Genomic DNA, 20,559 nt, shown 5'->3' on the forward strand with positions numbered 1-20,559 from the left:
CCCGCATTCGCCGGTAGGGTGCTTTTATTATCAGGTGGCCTCAATGGAGGCCGCTCAGGCCTCCAGCCATACATGCTCAGCGAACATATATCCCATCAGTCCTCCCAGCGGATGGGCGCCATAGCCTTTGATCTTGACGTTGTGCCCATCAAGGCTGCTGTTGAACTGCGGGATAGCGGTGCCGCACTGTTCATGTACCAATACCTGCATATCGGCATACATCTGTTTGCGTTTGGCATCATCTATCTCACCGCGAGCAGCAACCAGCAACTGATCAAACTGGTCATTCTTCCACTGTGACTGGTTCCAGGCCGCCTCTGATTGGTAGAACAGGCTGAACAACAGGTCCACGGTCGGTCGCGCACTGACACTGCCGAAGTGAAGTGGGTGTTTCAGCCAGTGGTTGGACCAGTAGCCATCCGCCGATACCCGTTTGATATCGAGTTTCAGGCCGGCCTGCTGTGCCGAGAGTTGAAGCAACTGAGCCATCTCCACCGAACCGGTGGAAGCCTCCGACGCAACCAGAGGGATAGTGCTCCCGGCCATGCCGGATTTCTGCAGGTGATATTTGGCCTTATCCAGGTCATAAGGACGCTGCGGCAGACCGCCGAAATGATAACGATGCCCCGGCGCAACCGGATGATCATTGGCGATGGTGCCGAAGCTTCGGAAACCGATCTGATTGATCGTTTCACGATCAAGCAGGTACTTCATCGCCAGTGAAAAGTCAGGATTTTGCATGGGACCCAGCTCATCACGCATCACCAGGTTGGTGAAGGCGCTGGTAGGTGCCTCCTGCACGGTGGCGTTGCTGCTGTTCAGAATACGCGTTACTGAACGTGCATTGACCGGATTGATCAGGTCAACATCACCCGCCAGAAGAGCATTGACTCGTGCAGCCTCGTCCGGGATGGTGAATAGTTCAACCTCATCAAGATAGGGTTGGCCCGGCTTCCAGTAGTTCTCATTACGTACCCCGATCGAGCGCACACCCGGCTCAAACTCAGCGCATCTGAAAGGACCAGTACCATTGGCCTTGCTGAAATCAGTTGTGCCGTCACGCACGATCAGGAAGTGAGCAGTACCGAGAATGGCCGGGAGATCCGCATTCGCACTGACCAGCCGGATCACGACCTCATGTGGCCCCACTGCTTTCACTTCTTCAATCTGCTGGGCAACACTGGCAGCCTTGGAACCTGTCTGCGGGTCCTTATGACGGATCAGAGAGTAGACCACATCAGTTGAGGTGAGCGGACCACCATCGTGAAAGACGATGTCATTACGCAGTTTGACGCTCCAGGTGATGGCGTCATTGGTGTCGAATGCGGTCGCCAGCGCCATCTGTGGTGCCATCAGCCGATCCAGCACGGTCAGGCCATTGTAGAACATGAAGGCGCGGGTATAGTCGGTGTAGTTGGCTCCCTTTGCAGGATCCAGCGTATCGGCGGTCGAGCCAGCTCCGGTGGCAACTTTGATGCGACCACCTCGTACCGGTGTCTGCGCATAAGCGGAGCTGGACATGCTCATCAGGCCACCGGCAGTGGCAGCCATAATACCCCCAGCTATCATTCCGCGCAGCACGCTGCGGCGTGACAAACTAAAACTCATATCCTCAGCGATCAGGTCTGCCAAAGGGCTGTTGTTCTGGTCGTTGTTGGATTGGTTAGTGGGTTGATTATTGGCTTGGTTCTTGTTTTTCATATTATGCCCCTAATAGTTTTTGCCTAGCGGTTTTTATTGTGTCAGGCACATTTCTGCACCTGCTCCGGCATCGCTACCCGCGCGCTTGCGGGCTACATCTCATCTCTACTAACTTGTTCTTGCCATCCGTCTCAATGAATCAGGTCCTGAAAGCGGTAATAGGCCCCCACAAACGGCAGGAACCAGGGTTTTCCGAAATGCCCCGGGACGGCTGGCCATGACAGCTCCCGCCAGGGGTTTGCCGCAGTATTGCCCGACATCACCTGCGCCATCATCTGGCCCATGTGTACCGACATCTGCACACCATGGCCGCTGTATCCGAGCGAGTAATACAGTCCATCATGTTCACCTGCACGTGGCAGACGATCCGCGGTCATGTCAACCAGACCACCCCAGCAGTAGTCGATGCGTACCTTACTGAGTTCGGGAAAGGTCTCACTCAACACCGCGCGCAATATTTGTCCGCTCTTTGCATCTGAGCGGGGATTCGACATGGCGAAGCGTGCGCGACCACCAAACAACAGACGATTGTCTGGCGTCACTCGAAAGTAGTTACCGATATTCTTGGAGGTGACATAACCACGGCGCATCGGCAGAAGGCGGGCCAGCAGAGCAGGATCCAACGGTTCAGTCACAATAATGAAACTGCCGACCGAGACCAGACGCCGACGGAAGTAGCCCAAAGGGCCTACACTCGAACTGCCGGTTGCCAGTAATACCTGGTCAGCTGAAATTGCACCACGCCCGGATGAGATGCCGTAGGCCTTACCGCCGATCCTTTCAAGCCCGGTCACCGGCGCCGACTCCAGCACCCGCCCGCCATTTCGAACGACCGCCTCTGCCAGGCCGACACCGAAGCGACCCATATGCATCTGTGCACTGGTCTTTTCCAGCATGCCGCCGAAAAACGCAGCTGAATCGACTTCAGTACGGATGTTCTCCGGAGTGATCATCTCGACCTTGGCATCCACTTCCTGGATCAGCCGCTCGCAGGCCCTTGCCAGCTTGTCGTAGTGTTTGGGTTTGGCCGCCAGTTTCAGCCTCCCGCAGCGAACAAAATCACAGTCGATCCGCTCTTTCAGAACGAGTGCTTCAACCGTATCCACAGCGTCTGTATAGGCGCGTTGGTAGGCACGAGCCCGCTCGGTACCCAGACGCTCGGCCAGCGCACCATAGTCATGCGCCAGACCGCTGTTGCACTGACCACCATTGCGCCCGGACGCCTCACCGATCACCCGCCCCGCCTCGAATACAATCACTGAAGCACCCTGTTGCGCCAGCGCAAGCGCTGCCGACAGGCCGGTATAGCCCCCACCGATCACCGCGACATCAACATGCCCGGACACCGGCTCCCGCTCCCCCAATGTGAAGCGCGGTGCCGTATCGAGCCAGTAAGATTCCAGTTTCATCACCTATCCTCCAGTCCGGGCTCAGTCTCAGACGCTCTATCAGAGACCAACCAGCGCGGGCAGACCGCCCAGATTGCTGATTTCGTGGTAGTTGTAGTAGGGCGTGGATGGCTCATGCCCACGGGATACGAAGACCTTGTTCTTGATGCCGATATCATGCGCTGACATCAGGTCATAGCGCAGGCTGGACGACACATGCAGAATATCTTCTGGATTGCAGTTCAGTTGATCCAGCATATATTCGAACGCCTTCAGGTGCGGCTTGTAGGCCTGAGCCTGCTGCGCGGTATACACCCGGTGGAAGGGCGCTCCCAGCTTCTCGATGTTATGCGGAATCTGTTCATCCATGGCATTGGTCAAGGCCACCAAGGGATACTCCTTAGCCAAGCGAGCCAGCGCCTCCGGCACATCGGCGTGCGGCCCCCAGGTCGGTACGGCGTTATAAAATTTCATCCCTTCATTATCGCGGTACTCAATACCCCAGCGGCGGCAGGTGCGCTGCACGGCATTGCACACAACCTGATCATAAGGCTTCCAGTCGCCGATCACTTCATCGAGGCGGTAAGCTGCGAAATCATTGGTGAACTGATCCATATCGGCTGGCGCGATCCGGTCCGCAAAGATTTCGCGAGCAGTAGGGGCCATCTGAAAATTGATCAATGTGCCGTAGCAGTCAAAGCTGATGTATTTGGGCCTTAACGTGGTCATCTCATTACACTCCGTCATATCATATTTTTTGTTTATCTGAGCCCTGTTCGCCATCGATGGGCCTCTGCTTCAGGATTTTCCTGTCATCAAACCTTGTCCGGCACAGGCTTTGTCCTTAAAACCATTAAATCACCAGACTGCGACACGTTTGTCTCGATTTAATCCCGCTGAAGCATAGAAACGTTGGCATTGCGCAAGGTTCACAGCAGAAACTGCTGCCGCCAGAAGCTCACCTTCCAACAAGCGAGCCGCCTAAAAATCGATCAAAACAGTCTTGGTACGCAGATTAGCCTCGTAGGCATAACGCCCCAGATCCTTACCGATCCCGGATTGCTTGAAACCACCCGTCGGGAGCGCAAAATCCCAGCTGCGCCCGTAACGATTAACCCATACCGTACCGGCCTCCAATCCGCGCACCAAACGCATAGCACGACTCAGATCAGCGGTATGCACACCTGCCGATAATCCATAAGACGGGTGCGCGGCCAGTTGCAGCGCCTCCTCTTCATCTTCAAAGGTCTGAACACACAGCACCGGGCCAAATATTTCATCGCGTACGCCCGTCATGCTCATATCAACATTGTGCAAAATGGTGGGCTGGTAGAAGGATCCGCCAGAATCAGCCGCCAGGCATCGACCACCCGTGACGACCTCACCACCCTGTTCTACCGTCGCACGCACCACAGAATCGATACGTTGCAGCTCCTTACCCGAGATAATGGGCGAGAGGGTACTGTTTGCCTGCCAGGTCGGCCCGACCACCAGCTCATCAAAAGCGGCCGCAATGTGATCAATCATCTGATTCGCGATCGACTTCTGCACTATCAGGCGTGATCCGGCCACGCAGACCTGCCCGGCATTGGTGGAGATCGCCAGCGCAACTCTGCGTGCCACCTTATCGATATCAGCGATGTCGTCAAAAACCAGCTGTGGACTCTTGCCCCCCAGCTCAAGCGTCACCGGCTTGGTACCGGTCTCGGCGCAGGCGGCCATGATCGCAGCCCCGGTGCGTGTGGAGCCGGTGAAGGTCACCTTGGAGATCAGCGGATGACGGCACAGAGCATCGCCTACCCGTCCATCACCCTGCACGATATTGAAGATACCCGGCGGCATACCGGCAGCAATTGCCAGCTCCGCAAGTCGTACCACACTGAACGGTGTCAGTTCCGATGGCTTCAGTACCACGGCATTACCTGCCGCCAAAGCCGGCGCTATCTTCCACGACGCCATTACCAGCGGAAAATTCCATGGCGCTATGGCAGCAACAACACCATAAGGCTCGGTGATGGTCATTCCGAGTTGATCACGACGGGTCGGCACGACCTCACCACCACACTTGTCAGCATACTCAGCAAAGTAACGGATACCTTCGGCACAAAACGGAACATCCCATTGCAGCGCACTGCTGATCGGCCGGGTAGAACCTATCGATTCAAGCGGTGCGAGAGTGTTGGCATCCGCCTCAATCAGGTCAGCCCAGCGTCGCATCACCCGCGCCCGGTCACGCGGCGAACAGGTTGCCCAATCGCTGCTTTTGAAAGCATGCCAGGCATCTTCCACCGCCTGATCAACCAGATTCTGATCGGCTTGCGGCAGCTCTGCATACACCTGTCCATCCGATGGACGACGAATCTCCATAGCGCCGTTTGCTATGGTATTGGCGCGCCCGGCAATAAAATGCGTAGCGGGTACAACGATGGCTGAAGGTTCAAAAGAAGGTTCAAAAGATGTCATGGCAGTTTCTCCGAAAGTTCATGTACCCGCTCCCCCATCCTTAACCTGCTCAGGGATGATCATCAGGTGTTGACTCCATGATAAAGCGCCCTGCTCGAAGCTTTGTGCTGTCATCACCACTCACCGCCACACAAAGTTGCTTTATTCTCCTGCTATCGAACAATTAATGCCGAATAACGCTCACACCCGCTAACCATGGCTGTTCGGCAAGAACGTCCTAGTATTTACCCTTATCCAATGCGAAACTTAAGATCAGACTATGGGGGAGTATTCAGGGCCTCGCGAGCATCAGCCACCCTGTTTTTTAAAGACCCTCCCGACTGAAGATGACGTTATGTATCCAGGAGGAAGCGATAACATGTCCAACGAGATGTCAAAGCGTCTGCAGACTTATGAACTCACCCTGCGAGACCTTCGTGAGGCCGATATCCCCAAACTGCACGAGCTTTCGGTCGGCGTCGGTTGGCCGCATCGCCCCGATGACTGGCGTATGCTGCTGCAACTGGGAAAGGGCTATGTCGGTTGCGATAAAATTGGCAGGATCGTGGGCTCCGCGATGTGGTTCCCGATAGCTGACAACTTTGCCACTACTGGCATGGTCATCACCTCGCCTCGTCTCCAGGCATCGGGCGGCGGTCGCTGGCTGATGAAGCATGTGATGCAGCAGTGTGAGGGTCGTAATATTCGTGTGAATGCCACCAAGGAATCACACCGACTCTTCACGTCTCTCCAATTCAAAACACTGGGTACCGTATGCCAGCATCAAGGCATAGCGATTAATCCCGGCATAGTAGAACCAAGAGTAGAGCCAACGGATGGAGCTCAATTACGGAAGCTTGAAGCCGCAGATCTGGCAGAAATTGTCCGTCTCGACAAAGCCGCCTTCGGAGTGGACAGAACAGTGGTTTTTAAAGTACTTCTCGGAGTATCCAAAGGCACCGTACTGATCCGCAATGAACAGATGATCGGTTTTGCACTGTGCCGCAAGTTTGGTCGTGGGTATGTTATCGGGCCGGTCGTCGCGCAGAACGATACCGATGCCATCGCTTTGATCGCACCTTATGTGGCCAGCCATGCCGGACAATTTCTCAGGGTAGATACGGCCCGGGGCGACGGTGAGTTCACTGAATTCCTGATACGCTGCGGTCTGCAGGAATATGGCCGGGTAACTACCATGGCCCAGGAACAACACCCGCTGGACGATACCGGCATCTACACCTTCGCGCTCGCCAGCCATACCCTCGGCTAGGCTTTCCAGTCATCGCCGCACTCAGGCACCAGAGTAGACAAAACTTACGGAGGAAAAATGATGCTGTCCCAGCGCACTGAAAGTCCAATCACCTATCGGCGTATGCAGGAAAGTGATCTATCTGCCGCATACCAGTTGTCACAAACAGTCCGTTGGCCACACCGACTTGAGGACTGGCAGTTTGTGCATCACCTCGGCAGCGGTTTTGTTGCGGAACGTGACGGACTGCCAATCGGTACAGCCTTGTGCTGGAGCCATGGTAATGACTATGGTTCACTCGGCATGGTGATCGTCTCACCTGATGCACAAGGTAAGGGCATCGGACGTGTATTGATGAATTTGGTGCTTGAAGAGCTCGGTGATCGCAATACGCTGCTGTATGCCACCCCGTCAGGCCAACCGCTTTATGAAAGCCTCGGCTTCAAAGCGATCGGCCAGGTTCATCAACATCAGGGCAAAGTCGCTCAATCTGAAACGGTCACACTGCCAGCCGGTGAACATATCCGCCCGATCGGGGAGGGTGATCGCATCAGAATAGCCGAGTTGGCTTCCCGCGCCAGCGGTATGCCACGTGCAACCACTCTGAACGAACTGCTGCAGATCGCCGAAGGCGTGGTCATCGACAGTTACGGAGAGCTCACGGGATTCGCGCTGATGCGCCGCTTCGGACACGGTTATGTTATCGGCCCGGTCGTGGCACCCGATGTGGAGCGCGCCAAGGCCCTGATCAGCTACTGGGCAGGGGCCCGTGTCGATTCATTCGTACGCATTGATATACAGGGCTCACACTCAGATGAACTGAATCACTGGTTGAGTGAACTGGGCCTCGTGCGGGTTGATACCGTCATCGCGATGGCAAAAGGCGCAGCACCTCATACAGATACCCGCGTGCACCAGTTTGCCATTATCAATCAGGCGCTTGGTTAAAATCTGGTATGATTGACAGATATATCGAATCCTCAGCTCTTATCAAGCTCTGTCATTAAAGGAGATCAGGCGTGAAAAAAGTGTTTATTGACGGCGAAACAGGCACCACTGGATTACAGGTACGCCAGCGTCTGCAAAACCACCCCAACATAGACATTTTGAGTATCGCTCCGGCAGATAAACGAGACCCTGAGGTCAAGCGCCGCCTTATGCAGGCAGCAGATGTCAGCGTCCTCTGCCTGCCTGATGATGCTGCCAAAGAAAGCGCAAAACTGGCCGCAGAAGCGGGCTGTCGTGTACTCGATGCCAGCTCAGCTCATCGCACCGCCAATGGATGGGTCTATGGTTTACCGGAGCTGACATCAGGTCAACGGCAGGCCATTGCCAAGGCACAATTCGTATCGAATCCGGGCTGTTATCCGACCGGTGTCATCCTGCTGCTGCAGCCTCTTATTGCAGCAAACTTACTCCCGGAATATGCCCTCTACAGCATCAATGCTGTATCGGGCTATAGTGGTGGCGGTAACGCACTTATCGAGCGCTATGAAAACGCTACTGGCCAGGTTCCCAGCTTTGCCGCTTACGGTCTCGACTTTGCACACAAACATTTACCCGAGATACAGACCTGGTCCGGCTTGAGCCAGAAGCCAGTATTTATTCCCAGTGTCGGCAATTTCCGCCAGGGGATGCTTATTTTTATTCCGATCCAGACGGCTGCAGGTATCAGTATCGAAGATTTGTATAACGAGCTGGTGCGCACCTATCAGGATGAAACTTTCGTCACTGTGGCCCCCTTTAACGAAGTCGCCCCTGAATCGGCACCCTTTATTACACCTCATGGACTGGAAAACAGTAACAGGGTCGAACTGTCGGTTTTTGGTTCACCTGATCAATGCTCTGGACTGCTCGTGGCGAAGCTCGACAACCTTGGCAAGGGAGCCTCGGGAGCGGCGGTACAGAACCTGAATCTGATGCTGGGCTTTCACGAAGACGTGGGCGTCGACCTGCAATAAAGCTATAAAGATCAAGCCCAGCCATTCACTGACCAGCAGCGGCACCCGTCCAGCGGAGTGCTGCAGCATCCTGCCAGGATTGTCGGATGGCAGTTACCATGAAATATGACGGCCCGACTAAATAGTCATGAGTTCTTGCGGGCTGCAAGCTCACGATAAAGGGCTTCGGGACTGACCGCCAACTCAGCAGCCATCCTCTTCCATTGCCCCTTTTCGGGAAGACTTTCGCCATTCATTAACAGCCAGGCATCGAGCCGCTCTCTGACCGTTCTGAGAGAGATAATCTCTGCACGTGTCCTCGCCTGCTGCACAGAATGGGACAGACTTTCCAACCATAGCATCGACAATGCCGGATCCGACTGCAGCAGATCAATCAAGCGGGACCTGTTCACCTGAAGCAAGACAGTGCTTTCACCTGCTCGCGCATCACAGTGATATCGATCAGAAAAAAGCGACGCTTCAGCAAGCACCTTCCCAATGCCGGCTCGCTGCAACACCAGCTCGACGCCATCTTCTCTATGTCTGATCAGCGATGCATGGCCGCTGAGAACAAAATAGAGAGACGAAACAGATTGGTTCCGCCTGAACACTGTTTCGCCCATATCAAATGACTTTTCCATCGGGTTAAGTGCTCGGAAAAGCCTTTCTAACTCATTTAACATGATAATGATCATGTATCAATACAATGTCAGATGCAAGAATAGGGTTTCAATTCCAGTACAGGAGACATTGATATGCACCCAATCAAACAGCCCATTTTCCTTATCCTAACCACCTTATTCCTGACGCAGGTTTCGGCTGGTCAGACTCATGATACTCTGAGCACACCCTATGCCGGACTGGAGACACGCGCGATAAAATCCTTGTCAGAATCCGATATTGCAGAACTTGAAAAAGGTGGTGGATGGGGAATGGCACTGGTAGCCGAGTTGAATGGTATTCCTGGCCCTGCACACCTGCTGGAGCTGAAGGATAGAATAGAGCTCACTGAAGAGCAGATAGAAAGGATTACCCTGCAGCTCAAGGTGATGAAAGCAGCAGCCATTCCCGTTGGTCAGCAACTCATCCGTGCGGAGGCTGAACTGGAGCGTGCATTTCAATCCGGTGAAATCAACGAAGCCGGGTTAATGACACTGCTTGAATACAGCGAAAAAGCACGGACAGAGCTTCGCTTCATACATCTGTCACAGCACCTGACCACCCCCGCGCTTCTGACCCAGAAACAGATTACTCGCTACAATAGATTGCGCGGCTATGGAGAAAGCCACTGTTCCGAAGTGCCTGCCGGTCATGACCCTGAAAGATATCGGCAAGCCCACGGCTGCCAGTGAGGCTTCTGCCGAATAACTATCCCTGTCTTCGCAGAGACGGCTGCTCAGTTTTCCCATCTTATGGCCAAGCGTCACTACCAGAAGCAAAAAACTCCCCGGGGACAGCATGACCGGGGAGAAAGGGTGATATAGCCTTTATTTCGCGGCAAGGGTCGAGCCACTGAAAATCTGCTGCTGAAAGAAAGTGAGCCAGCCCCACACAAGGGTCGACAACCCTCAGGAGGGGCGGTAAATCACATACACCTTCTTGACATGCTCCAGGCTCTCCCAACTGCATTGCGCATGCTGCTCAACCATGAAAATATCGCCCTTGACAAAGGTGCCCTTTAAACCGGTCTCATCTTCAAAGGTGACAGAGCCATCCAGGAGATACATCAATTCGAAGTGCCGATAGTGCATCGCCTTGCGATAATAGGGCGTCGAATCCCAGGTACCGCACATAAACTCGCCGTCGGCTGAAAGATAGTCAGTATGGTTCCGACACTTCGGCGTGGGGCCAACCAGTAACTCCGCCAGTGGACTTCCCGAAGGCTCCAGCATCGCAGCCTCATTAATCGCTACGATGCTGCCATCACCTGCGACACTACCCCTGTAACGTACATAGATCAGCGTTGTCGGAGCCTCGCAACTCCAGGTGAAGCCGGCATCATGAGGCAAAAGTGCGCTGGCATTTTTTTCCAGCTTCAGCACCCTATCCGCTTGCTGGAACACCACACTCCCACTACATACGATCACAAATTCGTCAGTTGAAAGATTGTCTACTGAGCCCTGGCCCATATCCAGATAGATAGCACCGACTTCTACAGGCCCATCGGGCAACTCCAGCACTCGCCGACTGCTCAGGAAAGCATCCATAGCAATATCAATTGGAGGACATACTCCTGCTTTGGCAAAACGGCGTAAATCAATGAAAGATGGATGAGAAATACGGGACTCTGCATTATTCTGAATGTTGCTCCTGAGCATGAAAAACCTCCGGTCAGTGCTTGATGTAAGTCACCAGTATAGAGGTCCATCAATTGTTGAAGCGGTGGTTTTAAAGCCGAATAGAAGATCATCCTGTCGTTATCGTACCTGCAATCGGTATGAACTGCCGCAGGTGATCCGAGAGTGTTAATCCCGGATCAGCTAACCGGTCAGGCGGTTGATCTGTCTGGCCAACAGATGCCCAAGCGTGACGGCCAGCAGCCAGATCAGCAGTGAACCGCCGAGGTTGATCGCTGCCAGCCCGGCCTGCCCCGACTGCATCAGCGCCAGAGTATCCAGACTGAAGATAGAGAAGGTGGTGAAGCCACCACAGAAGCCAGTCATCACAAACTGATGCTGGTAGGCAGTACCGACAATGCGGCCATCATGGGCACTCAGCGTGGCATAAAGCCCGATCAGGAAGGAGCCCAGCCCATTCACAAACAGAGTTCCCCAAGGGAAGCCCGAACCGGCCAGCAGCAGTGTCCCTTCGGACGCCAGCGCACGCGCCACGCCACCAAGCATCGCGCCCAGCGCTATCGCCAGGTAAACCTGCACTTGATCATCCAGCGCCCGCCAGTAGGCTCTGATCACCTGTCGGCGCTTACGAATTGAAAGCATGCGTCTGATCATGCAGTCTCCCTGATGCTCAGACTAGCCAGACCACTTGCATTCAAAGCACTGCCCATATCAATGTCCAACCCGCTCCCCAGCCAGCTCCCAAACCAGCTCCCAAACCAATAGCCCAGCCCCACACACACCAGACAGAGCAGCAGCGACAGAGTGATATTGACCAGTGCGCGCAACAGATAGCCTTCACGCAGCAGTGCGAGTGTCTGCAGACTGAAGGAGGATACAGTGGTGTAGCTGCCCAGAAAACCGGTCACTGCCAACTGCCAGAACAACCCGGAAGACGACAGCAGCGTGCCGACCAGTGCGGCCAGCAAACCAATCACCAGCGCCCCGCTGACATTCACCAGCAACGTACCCCAGGGGAAATGAGCTCCAAACTTATGTCCGACATAATCGGATACGCAATAACGCGCCATTCCCCCCAGCGCACTGCCAAGGGCCACGCAGATCAGACTGTAAATAAACACCGGCACCCGTTACTGCCTCCCCGGCTTCGGATCAAAGTTGACTGACAATGATTTCATATGCCACCGAAGTCAAGGTCACAGCAACCGTTTGAGTATTTCGAGCGCACGGATACGATCATCCGCCAGTGGCTACAGAGCACTCAAGCGTGCACTGAACCACTCCACCAGATGCTCCACTCCTGCACGCACTTTCGCCGAGTGCGCCAGCCGTTGTGGATAAACTGCCCAGATATTTGCAGTCTGATAGTATTCAGGCAGTATCCGGCGTAACTGACCGGAGGCGAGCAAAGGGCTGACATCCCAGTGCGAACGCAACACGATACCTCGCCCTTCACTCGCCCACTGCACCGCTATCTCACCATGATTGCTCGACAGACTGCCTTTGACCCTGACACTTTTCTCACCGGTGTCCGATTGCAACCGCCACACGCCGTAGGGATGATCCCGCTCTTTGATCACCAGACACTCATGCTCAGACAGTTCTGCCAATGTATGAGGTTCCCCTCGCCGTGCCAGATAGTCAGGTGATGCACAGAGAATGCGATGATTATCGGCTAACTTGCGGGCGATCAGATGCGGCGCTATGTCATCGCCGATGCGCACATCGATATCGAACCCCTCACCGGCAACATCTACCAACCGATCAAACACCTCAAAACGAACCGACAGTTCAGGATAACGATCTGTCAGCACCGACACGGCAGGCGCGACCTGCTGGCGACCAAACCCGAAGCTGGAACTGATCCGCAACTGTCCACGAGGGAGATGCCGTGTGTCGGCCACCTCCTGAAATAACTGGTCCAGATCATCCAGTATCCGCTCTGCCCAGCGCAGTACTTTCTCACCTTGCTCGGTGACACTGACTCGCCGTGTGGTGCGATGCAGCAGTTGTGTATTGAGTGCGTTTTCGAGGGCTTTGATGCGTTTGCTGACATAAGCCACTGACACACCCAGCTCCGCGGCTGCTTCAGCGAAGCTGGATCTGGCAGCAACCCGTGTAAAAACACGCAGATCATCATTAGAGAGCTGATTATTCATGATATGGAAACAGTCGATTAACCTTTTGCTCGATTGTATTCGATTCGTAGATAACTAGTATAGAAAATAAACAACAGGAGCTGAACATGAGCAAACTATTCAAAATCGCTGTGATTGCCGGTGACGGCATCGGTAAAGAGGTGATGCCCGAAGCCTTGAGAGTTCTGCAGGTGACTGCTGAGCGCTTCGACCTGCAACTGGAGATCACAAGCGTAGACTGGGCCAGCTGTGATTACTATCTGGAACACGGCAGCATGATGCCCGACGACTGGAAAGAGCAGGTGCAAGGGATGGATGCGATCCTGTTCGGCGCAGTCGGCTGGCCCGACACTGTGCCCGACCATATCTCGCTATGGGGTTCGCTGCTGAAGTTTCGCCGCGAATTCGACCAGTATATCAACCTGCGTCCGGTACGCCTGTTTGAAGGTGTCCCCTGCCCACTGGCTGGTCGCAACGCGGGTGATATCGATTTCTTTGTGGTGCGTGAGAATACTGAAGGCGAATACACTAACCTCGGTGGCAAGATCTTTGAAGGTACCGACCGAGAGGTGGTCATTCAGGAATCGGTCTTTACCCGCCATGGTACTGATCGTGTACTGAAGTACGCATTTGAACTGGCTCAGAGCCGCGCGCGCAAACATCTGACGGTGGCTACCAAGAGCAACGGCATCGCCATCAGCATGCCCTGGTGGGACAATCGTGCCGATGAGATGGCCACGGGCTACCCGGAGATCACGGTCGACAAGCAGCATATCGATATCCTGTGCGCCCGCTTTGTACTGCAACCGGCCCGTTTCGATGTTGTTGTGGCCAGCAATCTGTTCGGCGATATTCTGTCGGATCTCGGCCCGGCCTGTACCGGCACGATCGGTCTTGCACCGTCTGCCAACCTGAATCCCGAGCGCAAATTCCCATCCCTGTTTGAACCGGTGCATGGTTCGGCACCGGATATCTTTGGTCAGAATATCGCCAACCCGGTCGCCATGATCTGGTCGGCCGCACTGATGCTGGATTTCCTGGGCTATAAGGAGGCGCATGACGTGATTTTGCAGGCGGTGGAAAAAGTGCTGGCCGAAGGACCACGCACACCAGACCTCGGCGGCAAAGCCTCCACAACCGAGATGGGGGAAGCAGTTGCCGCTCTGATCTGACAGATGAATCCGTGACTTCAGGGCGCATCCCGGAGGTCTTGGGTGAGTGCATTCACGGCGTCTCACCCAAGGCACCCGGGATATGCCTGCACAGACAATAAGTTGGCAGTGCAATCACGGATTCAGGTAAGTATCAATCCTGAGCTTTCTTCACAAACTCGGATTTGAGTTTCATCGGACCAATCCCATCAATCTTGCAATCGATATCATGATCACCGCCAACCAGGCGGATATTCTTCACCTTGGTACCGACCTTCACTACCGAAGAGGTCCCTTTGATCTTCAGATCTTTGATCACGGTCACCGTGTCACCATCCTGCAGCACCGTGCCGTTCGCATCACGATAAACCGGTTCATCACTGCTTGCATCAGCACTCGCATCCTGTGCCCACTCATGGCCACAGGAGGGACAGACATACATCAGGCCATCTTCATAGGTGTATTCAGAATCGCATTGCGGGCAGTTAGGTAGTGCGCTCATGTGGGTTCCAGTGTAGTTCCGGTGTAGTTCCGGTGTAGTTCCGGTGTAGTTTCGTATTAATGGCCTATGCCAAGTGAGGGCATATGATACCCGAGTTGACCGCGCAGGATAAAGCGCGCCAGGCGCATGACTCTGCCTGTGTTGCCGTGTATCATCCTGGATAGCGCCACTCCAGGCGCTTACCCTGTGTAGAAGACCGCTCTGCCAGCTCCAGGGTATAGATCAAACGGCATGCCTCCTGCAGGGTGACGGGTGGTTCATCCTTGCCCTGTATGGCCAGTGCCAGTTGTTGATAAAAGTGTCGATAGTCGCCAGGGATAGGAGCAGAACTCAAAGCATCATCCATTTGCTCATTGCTCGGCTGAAAGAGAAAACCGCTCTGTTTAGCACCCTGATCAGGGTAACCTGAGTGCCAGGGCATCTGACCCGCTCTCAATGCCTCCTCCTGCGGATCTACTCCTGTACACTGCCAACTGCCCGCGTCAAAGCGCGCATTGAAGCGGCGCATCGTGCCGGCCTCAAAGGGTGTTGAGCCGACCACGACAACTTTATCCGGATAAAACAGCTGTACTTCGAACCAATCTGTGCTGAACGCAGCGGCTTGATCCATGTGCCGCAGTGTTTGCAGACTTGCCAACAGTTGATCAGGTGGGCCAAACAGCAGCAGGATCTGGTCCAGCAGGTGCGGAGCAAGATCCCAGAAGATCCCTGTACCCACACCCGGCTGTTCACGCCAACGCTTCTGAGGCTGTGGTCGGAAGCGGTCAAAGCGGCTATCCAGATGGCGCAACTTGCCCAGTTGGCCACTGAAAACCAGCTCCCTGAGCTTCAGAAAATCACCATCGTAACGCCGGTTCTGATATACCGTCAGCAGCTTGCCCTGCTGCTCTGCCAGCGCTTTGAGCGCCTCCATCTGAGCCAGCTCGGTGACGGCGGGCTTTTCCAGCAGGACATGCTTACCCGCCAGCAACGCCTGTTGAGCGAGCGTAAAGTGCAGGTGATTCGGTGCTGTGATGACGATCAGATCCAGGTCATCTGCATGGATCAACTCATCACTGCTCGCCACCACCGGTACACCCGGCGCCACCTGATGCACCAGATCTGCCTGACTGCTGCTTACCCTGGCCAGCACAAAGTCAGGGTGATCCAGCAAAAACGGGGCATGAAAAATACGCCCCGACAGGCCAAAGCCAATCAATCCCGCTCGAATAGGTTGTGCCGACACCCTGCTTACTCCTGACCAGACTTCTTTCGATTACCAGGCTTCTTTCGATTACCAGACTTATTTCGATTACCAGATAGTGTTTACCAGATATCACTCGATTAAACGAAAGCTGCACTCGGCAGGCAAGTATCAAAGTGTAACAACAGGGCTCGACAGAAGACTCAGTTGGTTGCGACTGGCGTATGTGTCGGCATGCCCAAGCGCCCGACACCCGGTAGATTGATGGCAAGTGGCCAGAGATCGATTCCTGCACTCAGTCCCAACAGGTTGAACTCCAGCCCCTCTTCCGGCGCTACTATCACTCCCAAAAGACCACCGAATGAGAGTTGCAGACCCGTACCACTTGGCGCACTCGCCAGTACCCCACCCTCGGGCAGATAATCCTTGCCGATCGCCGTGGACGGCAGGTTCAGACGCAGCTCCGGCACCTCACGCCCCAGATAGGCGATAAAGGTGTTGCTGTTGGGGCCGGGCCAAATGCGATATTCATTGTTGTGCGGATAGCGCTTTGCCGCCTCATGCAGGCGTTCTATCAGCGCATCCACCTCATCCCCGCCTCGCACTTCACGCAGCAGTACCGGTTCGCTGCCATACCAGTAGCCATCCGGGATACCGGGTGCGACCCGCACCGCTTCACCACCCCGGGCAACGCTGAAGCCGATCACTTCGAAGCGTGTATAGTGATCAGCCCCCTGAGGTTTTACCGCTATCCAGGTATGCACACCGAATGCCCCGCGCCAACGGAAGGCACGACCGGCATAGACATGAATCACCGCTTCAGGCGTTGTACTGACCTCTGGCGCCAGACCAGCACTGTCACGCCGGGCGGTACGCCAGTCGGAACCACGATCATCACCGTTCAGTTGTGATGTCAGCGCACAACCCAAGGGCAGGATAAACACCGCCAGTAGCACAATCATGACCCGCAGGGGCCATTTCATAAATCTCATTCAGTAACCTTATTTAAATCGCAGCTTCAATCGTATCAGGTGAGGTTTGATCCACTTGCGAGCTTTATGTTCAAAACGTATTTTCAGACCCTGGCGACGCCACACCTATTTTACGAACCTAGGTTACGCACTTAACCCTCGCACCCAATCCTCAATCGCCTCCACCGGCGCTGGCCGTGCGAACAGATACCCCTGATAGCAGATGCAGCCGCTGTCGAACAGCAACTGACGCTGCTCCTCTGTCTCCACTCCTTCCGCCACCAACAACATGCCGAAGGTGTGAGCGATCCCGATGATCGCTTCAACAATCACCCACTCCTTACTTCGCACACCGTCTTCGCACTCCCGGATGAAGTGCTGGTCGATCTTCACTTCATCAAATGGCAACCGCGACAGATAGGAGAGGGAGGAGTAACCCGTGCCGAAGTCATCCATTGAAAAGCGCAGCCCCATCGCCTTGAGCTGTTGCATCCGTTCCACGGCATCATCCAGATCTGCCAGAACCAGACTCTCGGTCAATTCCAGCATCAGATTGGCCGGATCGATCTGGAAGATATGCAGCAGATGCGCCATCTGCTCAACAAAATCCGACCGATAGAACTGTCGGGCGCTGATATTGACTGAGATGATCAGCGACTTAAGCTGTGGGTCCTGCTGCCAGCGTTGCAGTTGCTGACACGCTTGTTCCAGCACCCAGGCACCAATTGGCTCGATCAGCCCGGTTTCCTCTGCCAGCGGAATGAACACGTCCGGCGAGATCATCCCGCGTACCGGGTGATGCCAGCGCAGCAGGGCTTCAACTCCCACCACTATGCCATCGGCTGTCACCTGAGGCTGGTAGTACAGTGTCATCTGTTCAGCCTGAATCGCTTCCCGCAACGCCTGCTCCAACTCGAAGCGCTCCTGCAACTCATCATTCATGCGCGGATCAAACAGCTGAAACTCTCTGCCACCTGCCTTTTTGGCATGCGACATGGCGATATCGGCACACTTGAGCAACTCCTCACTGCCTCGGGAATGGTCAGTAAACAGGCAGATTCCGATACTGATATCACTCTGATATGTCCGACTGGCAAGACTGAAGGGCTCCTGCAACCGATTCAGTATCTCGGATGCAATCTGTTCCGCTGCCGCCTCGGCCTGCTCTGCCTCACGCGGCAGGTCCCCGACAATCAGGGTAAACTCATCACTGCTCAGTCGTCCCAGGTAGCTTCCAGCCGGTGCCAGCTTTTCCAGACGTCTGGCCACCAGTTTCAACAACTGATCACCGGCCTGATGCCCCTGGGTATCATTGACACGCTTGAAATGATCCAGATCGATAAAGAAGATTGCACCGGTACACTGCTTCGTCTGAGCGACCTCGGCACAGACCTCGGCCAGCACTTTCTGCAGCCGTCCGCGGTTGAATAACCCGGTCAACGGATCATGAAAGGCCAGACGCTCTAATCTTTCATCCACCGTCTTGCGCTCGGTGATGTCAGTGATGAAGCCACTCCAACTGACACCGGTTGCGTCCGGCTCCGGCATCGCATTACCAAACAGCCAACGCAGTTGACCTTCTGGATAGAGTACCCGGTACTCATGCTGCCAGGGGGTGAGGTTCTGAGCAGATACGTGAATAGATGCCAACATCGTCTCACGATCGTCGGGATGAATCAGTGCCATCACCGGAGCGGCATTCTCACGTGCTGCATCGGGCGAAATGCGGTAAAAATCCTGGATCGCTTCACTGGCATAGGGAAAGGTAAAACTGCCATCCTGATCCAGTCGAAACTGGTACACCATGCCGGGCACCCGCGCTGCGATCTGTTGCAGACGCGTCGAGGATTCCCGCGCGATCAGTTCCGAACGCCGACTGCTCTGTTCGGCAGACTGCACCTTCTGAAGCATGCTGACAGCCACCAGTGCAATCAACATCAGCGCCACCGCTACGCCTACAGCCACCAGGCCCAGCATGGCAAGATTCAGGCGAGGTCCGGATACACCTTCCAGCGCAGCAGAAGGCAGATAGACCGTGGCGCCCATCGCCACATAGTGCATCGATGCAATCGCCAGTCCCATAACCACAGAGCTGAGCAGCACCAGCAGTGCTTTGTGCTGCACCCTCCGTCCCAGCAGAGAGTAAATACTCAACGCCAGTGCCGCCAGCAGAACGGCCACCAGAATCGACAGAACAAACAGACCTGGCTGATAAAGACGTATCGCCGGCATCACCATGGCGGCCATGCCGGTATAGTGCATCAATCCGATGCCGCCACCCATGAACAACCCACCCGCCAGAACCCGCCTCATCGGCGGTGCCTGACCGGCAATGACCGCCAGTGTGACATAAGCTGCCAGCACGGCTGGCAACACGGAGAAGAGCGTCAGGGGGATCTGATACTCGACCTCAACCGGTAGCTTGAAGGCGAGCATACCGGTGAAGTGCATCGCCCAGACCCCAACTCCCATGATCAGCGCCCCACAGACATGCCAGAGTCTGTGCTCCGCGGCAGCGCTTTGACTGCGCATCAGGCGACTGAAACTGAAGCTGGTATAGGCGGCAAGAATCGCGATCAGCACAGACAGCAACATCAGGCCGGATGAATGGCTGCCATGATAAGCCTGACTCAGGTCCATGTCGCTATGTGTAAAGGCCAGATACTGCATCGATGTATGGCAGCCCAGAAGAAGTTTTCAAAAGAATAAGCGTGTTTGACCGCTCATGCAAATCATCAGCGTTTGCAAGTGCGTACCAGATAACACCCGGCACTTGCTCGATTTCAATATCGTGCTCTGAAGTGCCACTCATCGGGTGCCATATCGTTATGTACTGCTCTGCGAATCGACTCTTCTATCTCTGTGGAGTCGATGTCATACAGACCACACAGCGCCAACGCACGTCGCAGATCCACCTCCTGACCCAGATATTCATACAGCACTCTGACGCAGCAGGGCATGCGTTCGCTGCTGTCTGCCACGCCGATTTTCAGCCCGGTCAGGCGCGAAACACGATTTTTGAAGCTGGGAAACAGAATGCTCTGACTGATCTCATGACCATTGAGTGACTCATAATCCACCATGAAGATTCGATCCGACAGACAATACGCAACCCCCAGATAACGGTTATGGCAGGGACGCCCACCCGGATATGGAACCATGCGCTCTGTGCGCTGATAGTGCACCCGGCCATCACGCTGTTCCAGACAGACCAGTGTCCGTAACAGTTTGCCGGGGCTGGCCATCGACAGGTAATACTCGAAATAGTAACCCAGATAACGATCCAGCCCCCGGTTTCCAAGCTGCTCCAGTCGCGCCAGATGTTCCGCTTCCGGCGTAGAGTCCAGCACTTCCGATCGGACGCGGGGCCGTACCTGCACCAACCGCTGAAACTGATTGTGTGGCAACTGGATCTCATGCTCCTCAACACCAAAAAACTCACAGAAACGCCGCAGAGTACTGGCCGAGGGCTTGTAACGACCACTCAGATAGCGGTTGAACTGCGGCCGGTTGATATGCAGCCGCCGACAGACCTCCGCAATCGATTTGTAGTAGCTGCACAACAATCTCAGATTACGTGCGAAATCCTCATTCATC

Annotated in this window: 19 protein-coding genes; 5 read left to right on the forward strand and 14 right to left on the reverse strand. The window is 54.8% G+C overall.

The window, feature by feature from the left end:
* Positions 1 to 54: 54 nt before the first annotated feature.
* The 4 genes from ACK3CJ_RS19795 to ACK3CJ_RS19810 all read right to left on the reverse strand — a co-directional run bounded on the left by ACK3CJ_RS19795 (position 55) and on the right by ACK3CJ_RS19810 (position 5,552).
* Entirely contained in the window at positions 55 to 1,701 is a 1,647-nt protein-coding gene (locus ACK3CJ_RS19795) for an ABC transporter substrate-binding protein (RefSeq protein WP_409523916.1), read from the reverse strand.
* A 131-nt stretch (positions 1,702 to 1,832) separates the two neighbouring features.
* Positions 1,833 to 3,110 carry an NAD(P)/FAD-dependent oxidoreductase gene (locus ACK3CJ_RS19800; RefSeq protein ID WP_409523917.1) on the reverse strand — a complete coding sequence of 426 codons (1,278 nt, stop codon included), beginning with the start codon at positions 3,108 to 3,110 and terminating at the stop codon, positions 1,833 to 1,835.
* A 39-nt stretch (positions 3,111 to 3,149) separates the two neighbouring features.
* Positions 3,150 to 3,818, reverse strand: a complete 669-nt coding sequence (locus ACK3CJ_RS19805) for a haloacid dehalogenase type II (RefSeq protein WP_409523918.1) — start codon at positions 3,816 to 3,818, stop codon at positions 3,150 to 3,152.
* A 252-nt stretch (positions 3,819 to 4,070) separates the two neighbouring features.
* Positions 4,071 to 5,552, reverse strand: a complete 1,482-nt coding sequence (locus tag ACK3CJ_RS19810) for an aldehyde dehydrogenase family protein (protein ID WP_409523919.1) — start codon at positions 5,550 to 5,552, stop codon at positions 4,071 to 4,073.
* 358 nt (positions 5,553 to 5,910) lie between these two features.
* Between ACK3CJ_RS19810 and ACK3CJ_RS19815 the strand changes: the two genes are divergently transcribed.
* The 3 genes from ACK3CJ_RS19815 (at position 5,911) to argC (ending at position 8,741) form a co-directional block, all read left to right on the forward strand.
* A complete protein-coding gene (locus tag ACK3CJ_RS19815) occupies positions 5,911 to 6,801 on the forward strand; it encodes a GNAT family N-acetyltransferase (protein WP_409523920.1) in 891 nt (296 codons plus the stop codon).
* A gap of 57 nt (positions 6,802 to 6,858) precedes the next feature.
* Complete coding sequence (locus ACK3CJ_RS19820; protein ID WP_409523921.1) at positions 6,859 to 7,728, forward strand: GNAT family N-acetyltransferase; 870 nt, start codon at positions 6,859 to 6,861, stop codon at positions 7,726 to 7,728.
* 71 nt (positions 7,729 to 7,799) lie between these two features.
* Positions 7,800 to 8,741, forward strand: coding sequence for an N-acetyl-gamma-glutamyl-phosphate reductase (argC, locus tag ACK3CJ_RS19825; RefSeq protein WP_409523922.1), 942 nt, complete (start codon positions 7,800 to 7,802; stop codon positions 8,739 to 8,741).
* Between the two features lie 125 nt (positions 8,742 to 8,866).
* Here argC and ACK3CJ_RS19830 read toward each other — a convergent pair whose 3' ends face one another.
* On the reverse strand, positions 8,867 to 9,403 hold the full coding sequence (locus ACK3CJ_RS19830) for a Crp/Fnr family transcriptional regulator (RefSeq protein ID WP_409523923.1): 537 nt from the start codon (positions 9,401 to 9,403) through the stop codon (positions 8,867 to 8,869).
* A gap of 72 nt (positions 9,404 to 9,475) precedes the next feature.
* On the opposite strand from ACK3CJ_RS19830, the gene ACK3CJ_RS19835 reads away from it, so the two are divergent.
* Positions 9,476 to 10,072: a hypothetical protein gene (locus tag ACK3CJ_RS19835; protein WP_409523924.1), complete on the forward strand. Its 597-nt coding sequence runs from the start codon at positions 9,476 to 9,478 to the stop codon at positions 10,070 to 10,072.
* A gap of 216 nt (positions 10,073 to 10,288) precedes the next feature.
* Here ACK3CJ_RS19835 and ACK3CJ_RS19840 read toward each other — a convergent pair whose 3' ends face one another.
* From ACK3CJ_RS19840 to ACK3CJ_RS19855, 4 genes are all read right to left on the reverse strand, one after another.
* Positions 10,289 to 11,038 (reverse strand): cupin domain-containing protein, encoded by a 750-nt coding sequence (locus ACK3CJ_RS19840; RefSeq protein WP_409523925.1) that lies wholly within the window; start codon positions 11,036 to 11,038, stop codon positions 10,289 to 10,291.
* 162 nt (positions 11,039 to 11,200) lie between these two features.
* On the reverse strand, positions 11,201 to 11,671 hold the full coding sequence (locus ACK3CJ_RS19845; RefSeq protein WP_409523926.1) for a fluoride efflux transporter FluC: 471 nt from the start codon (positions 11,669 to 11,671) through the stop codon (positions 11,201 to 11,203).
* Positions 11,668 to 12,144, reverse strand: coding sequence for a fluoride efflux transporter CrcB (crcB, locus tag ACK3CJ_RS19850; protein WP_409523927.1), 477 nt, complete (start codon positions 12,142 to 12,144; stop codon positions 11,668 to 11,670). The genes ACK3CJ_RS19845 and crcB overlap by 4 nt, the downstream gene beginning before the upstream one ends.
* A 123-nt stretch (positions 12,145 to 12,267) precedes the next feature.
* Positions 12,268 to 13,176, reverse strand: coding sequence for a LysR substrate-binding domain-containing protein (locus ACK3CJ_RS19855; RefSeq protein WP_409523928.1), 909 nt, complete (start codon positions 13,174 to 13,176; stop codon positions 12,268 to 12,270).
* Positions 13,177 to 13,262: 86 nt separating this feature from the next.
* Between ACK3CJ_RS19855 and ACK3CJ_RS19860 the strand changes: the two genes are divergently transcribed.
* On the forward strand, positions 13,263 to 14,327 hold the full coding sequence (locus tag ACK3CJ_RS19860) for a tartrate dehydrogenase (RefSeq protein ID WP_409523929.1): 1,065 nt from the start codon (positions 13,263 to 13,265) through the stop codon (positions 14,325 to 14,327).
* 133 nt (positions 14,328 to 14,460) lie between these two features.
* Here ACK3CJ_RS19860 and ACK3CJ_RS19865 read toward each other — a convergent pair whose 3' ends face one another.
* The 5 genes from ACK3CJ_RS19865 to ACK3CJ_RS19885 form a co-directional block, all read right to left on the reverse strand.
* Positions 14,461 to 14,808 carry a zinc ribbon domain-containing protein YjdM gene (locus ACK3CJ_RS19865; RefSeq protein WP_409523930.1) on the reverse strand — a complete coding sequence of 116 codons (348 nt, stop codon included), beginning with the start codon at positions 14,806 to 14,808 and terminating at the stop codon, positions 14,461 to 14,463.
* 151 nt (positions 14,809 to 14,959) lie between these two features.
* Complete coding sequence (locus tag ACK3CJ_RS19870; protein WP_409523931.1) at positions 14,960 to 16,033, reverse strand: Gfo/Idh/MocA family oxidoreductase; 1,074 nt, start codon at positions 16,031 to 16,033, stop codon at positions 14,960 to 14,962.
* Positions 16,034 to 16,194: 161 nt separating this feature from the next.
* Positions 16,195 to 16,974: a DUF3750 domain-containing protein gene (locus ACK3CJ_RS19875; protein ID WP_409523932.1), complete on the reverse strand. Its 780-nt coding sequence runs from the start codon at positions 16,972 to 16,974 to the stop codon at positions 16,195 to 16,197.
* A gap of 132 nt (positions 16,975 to 17,106) precedes the next feature.
* Positions 17,107 to 19,632, reverse strand: a complete 2,526-nt coding sequence (locus ACK3CJ_RS19880) for a bifunctional diguanylate cyclase/phosphodiesterase (RefSeq protein ID WP_409523933.1) — start codon at positions 19,630 to 19,632, stop codon at positions 17,107 to 17,109.
* 113 nt (positions 19,633 to 19,745) lie between these two features.
* On the reverse strand, positions 19,746 to 20,558 hold the full coding sequence (locus tag ACK3CJ_RS19885) for a helix-turn-helix domain-containing protein (RefSeq protein ID WP_409523934.1): 813 nt from the start codon (positions 20,556 to 20,558) through the stop codon (positions 19,746 to 19,748).
* Position 20,559: the final 1 nt, after the last annotated feature.

This window comes from Nitrincola salilacus, from assembly GCF_046271865.1.
Lineage (GTDB): Bacteria > Pseudomonadota > Gammaproteobacteria > Pseudomonadales > Balneatricaceae > Nitrincola > Nitrincola salilacus.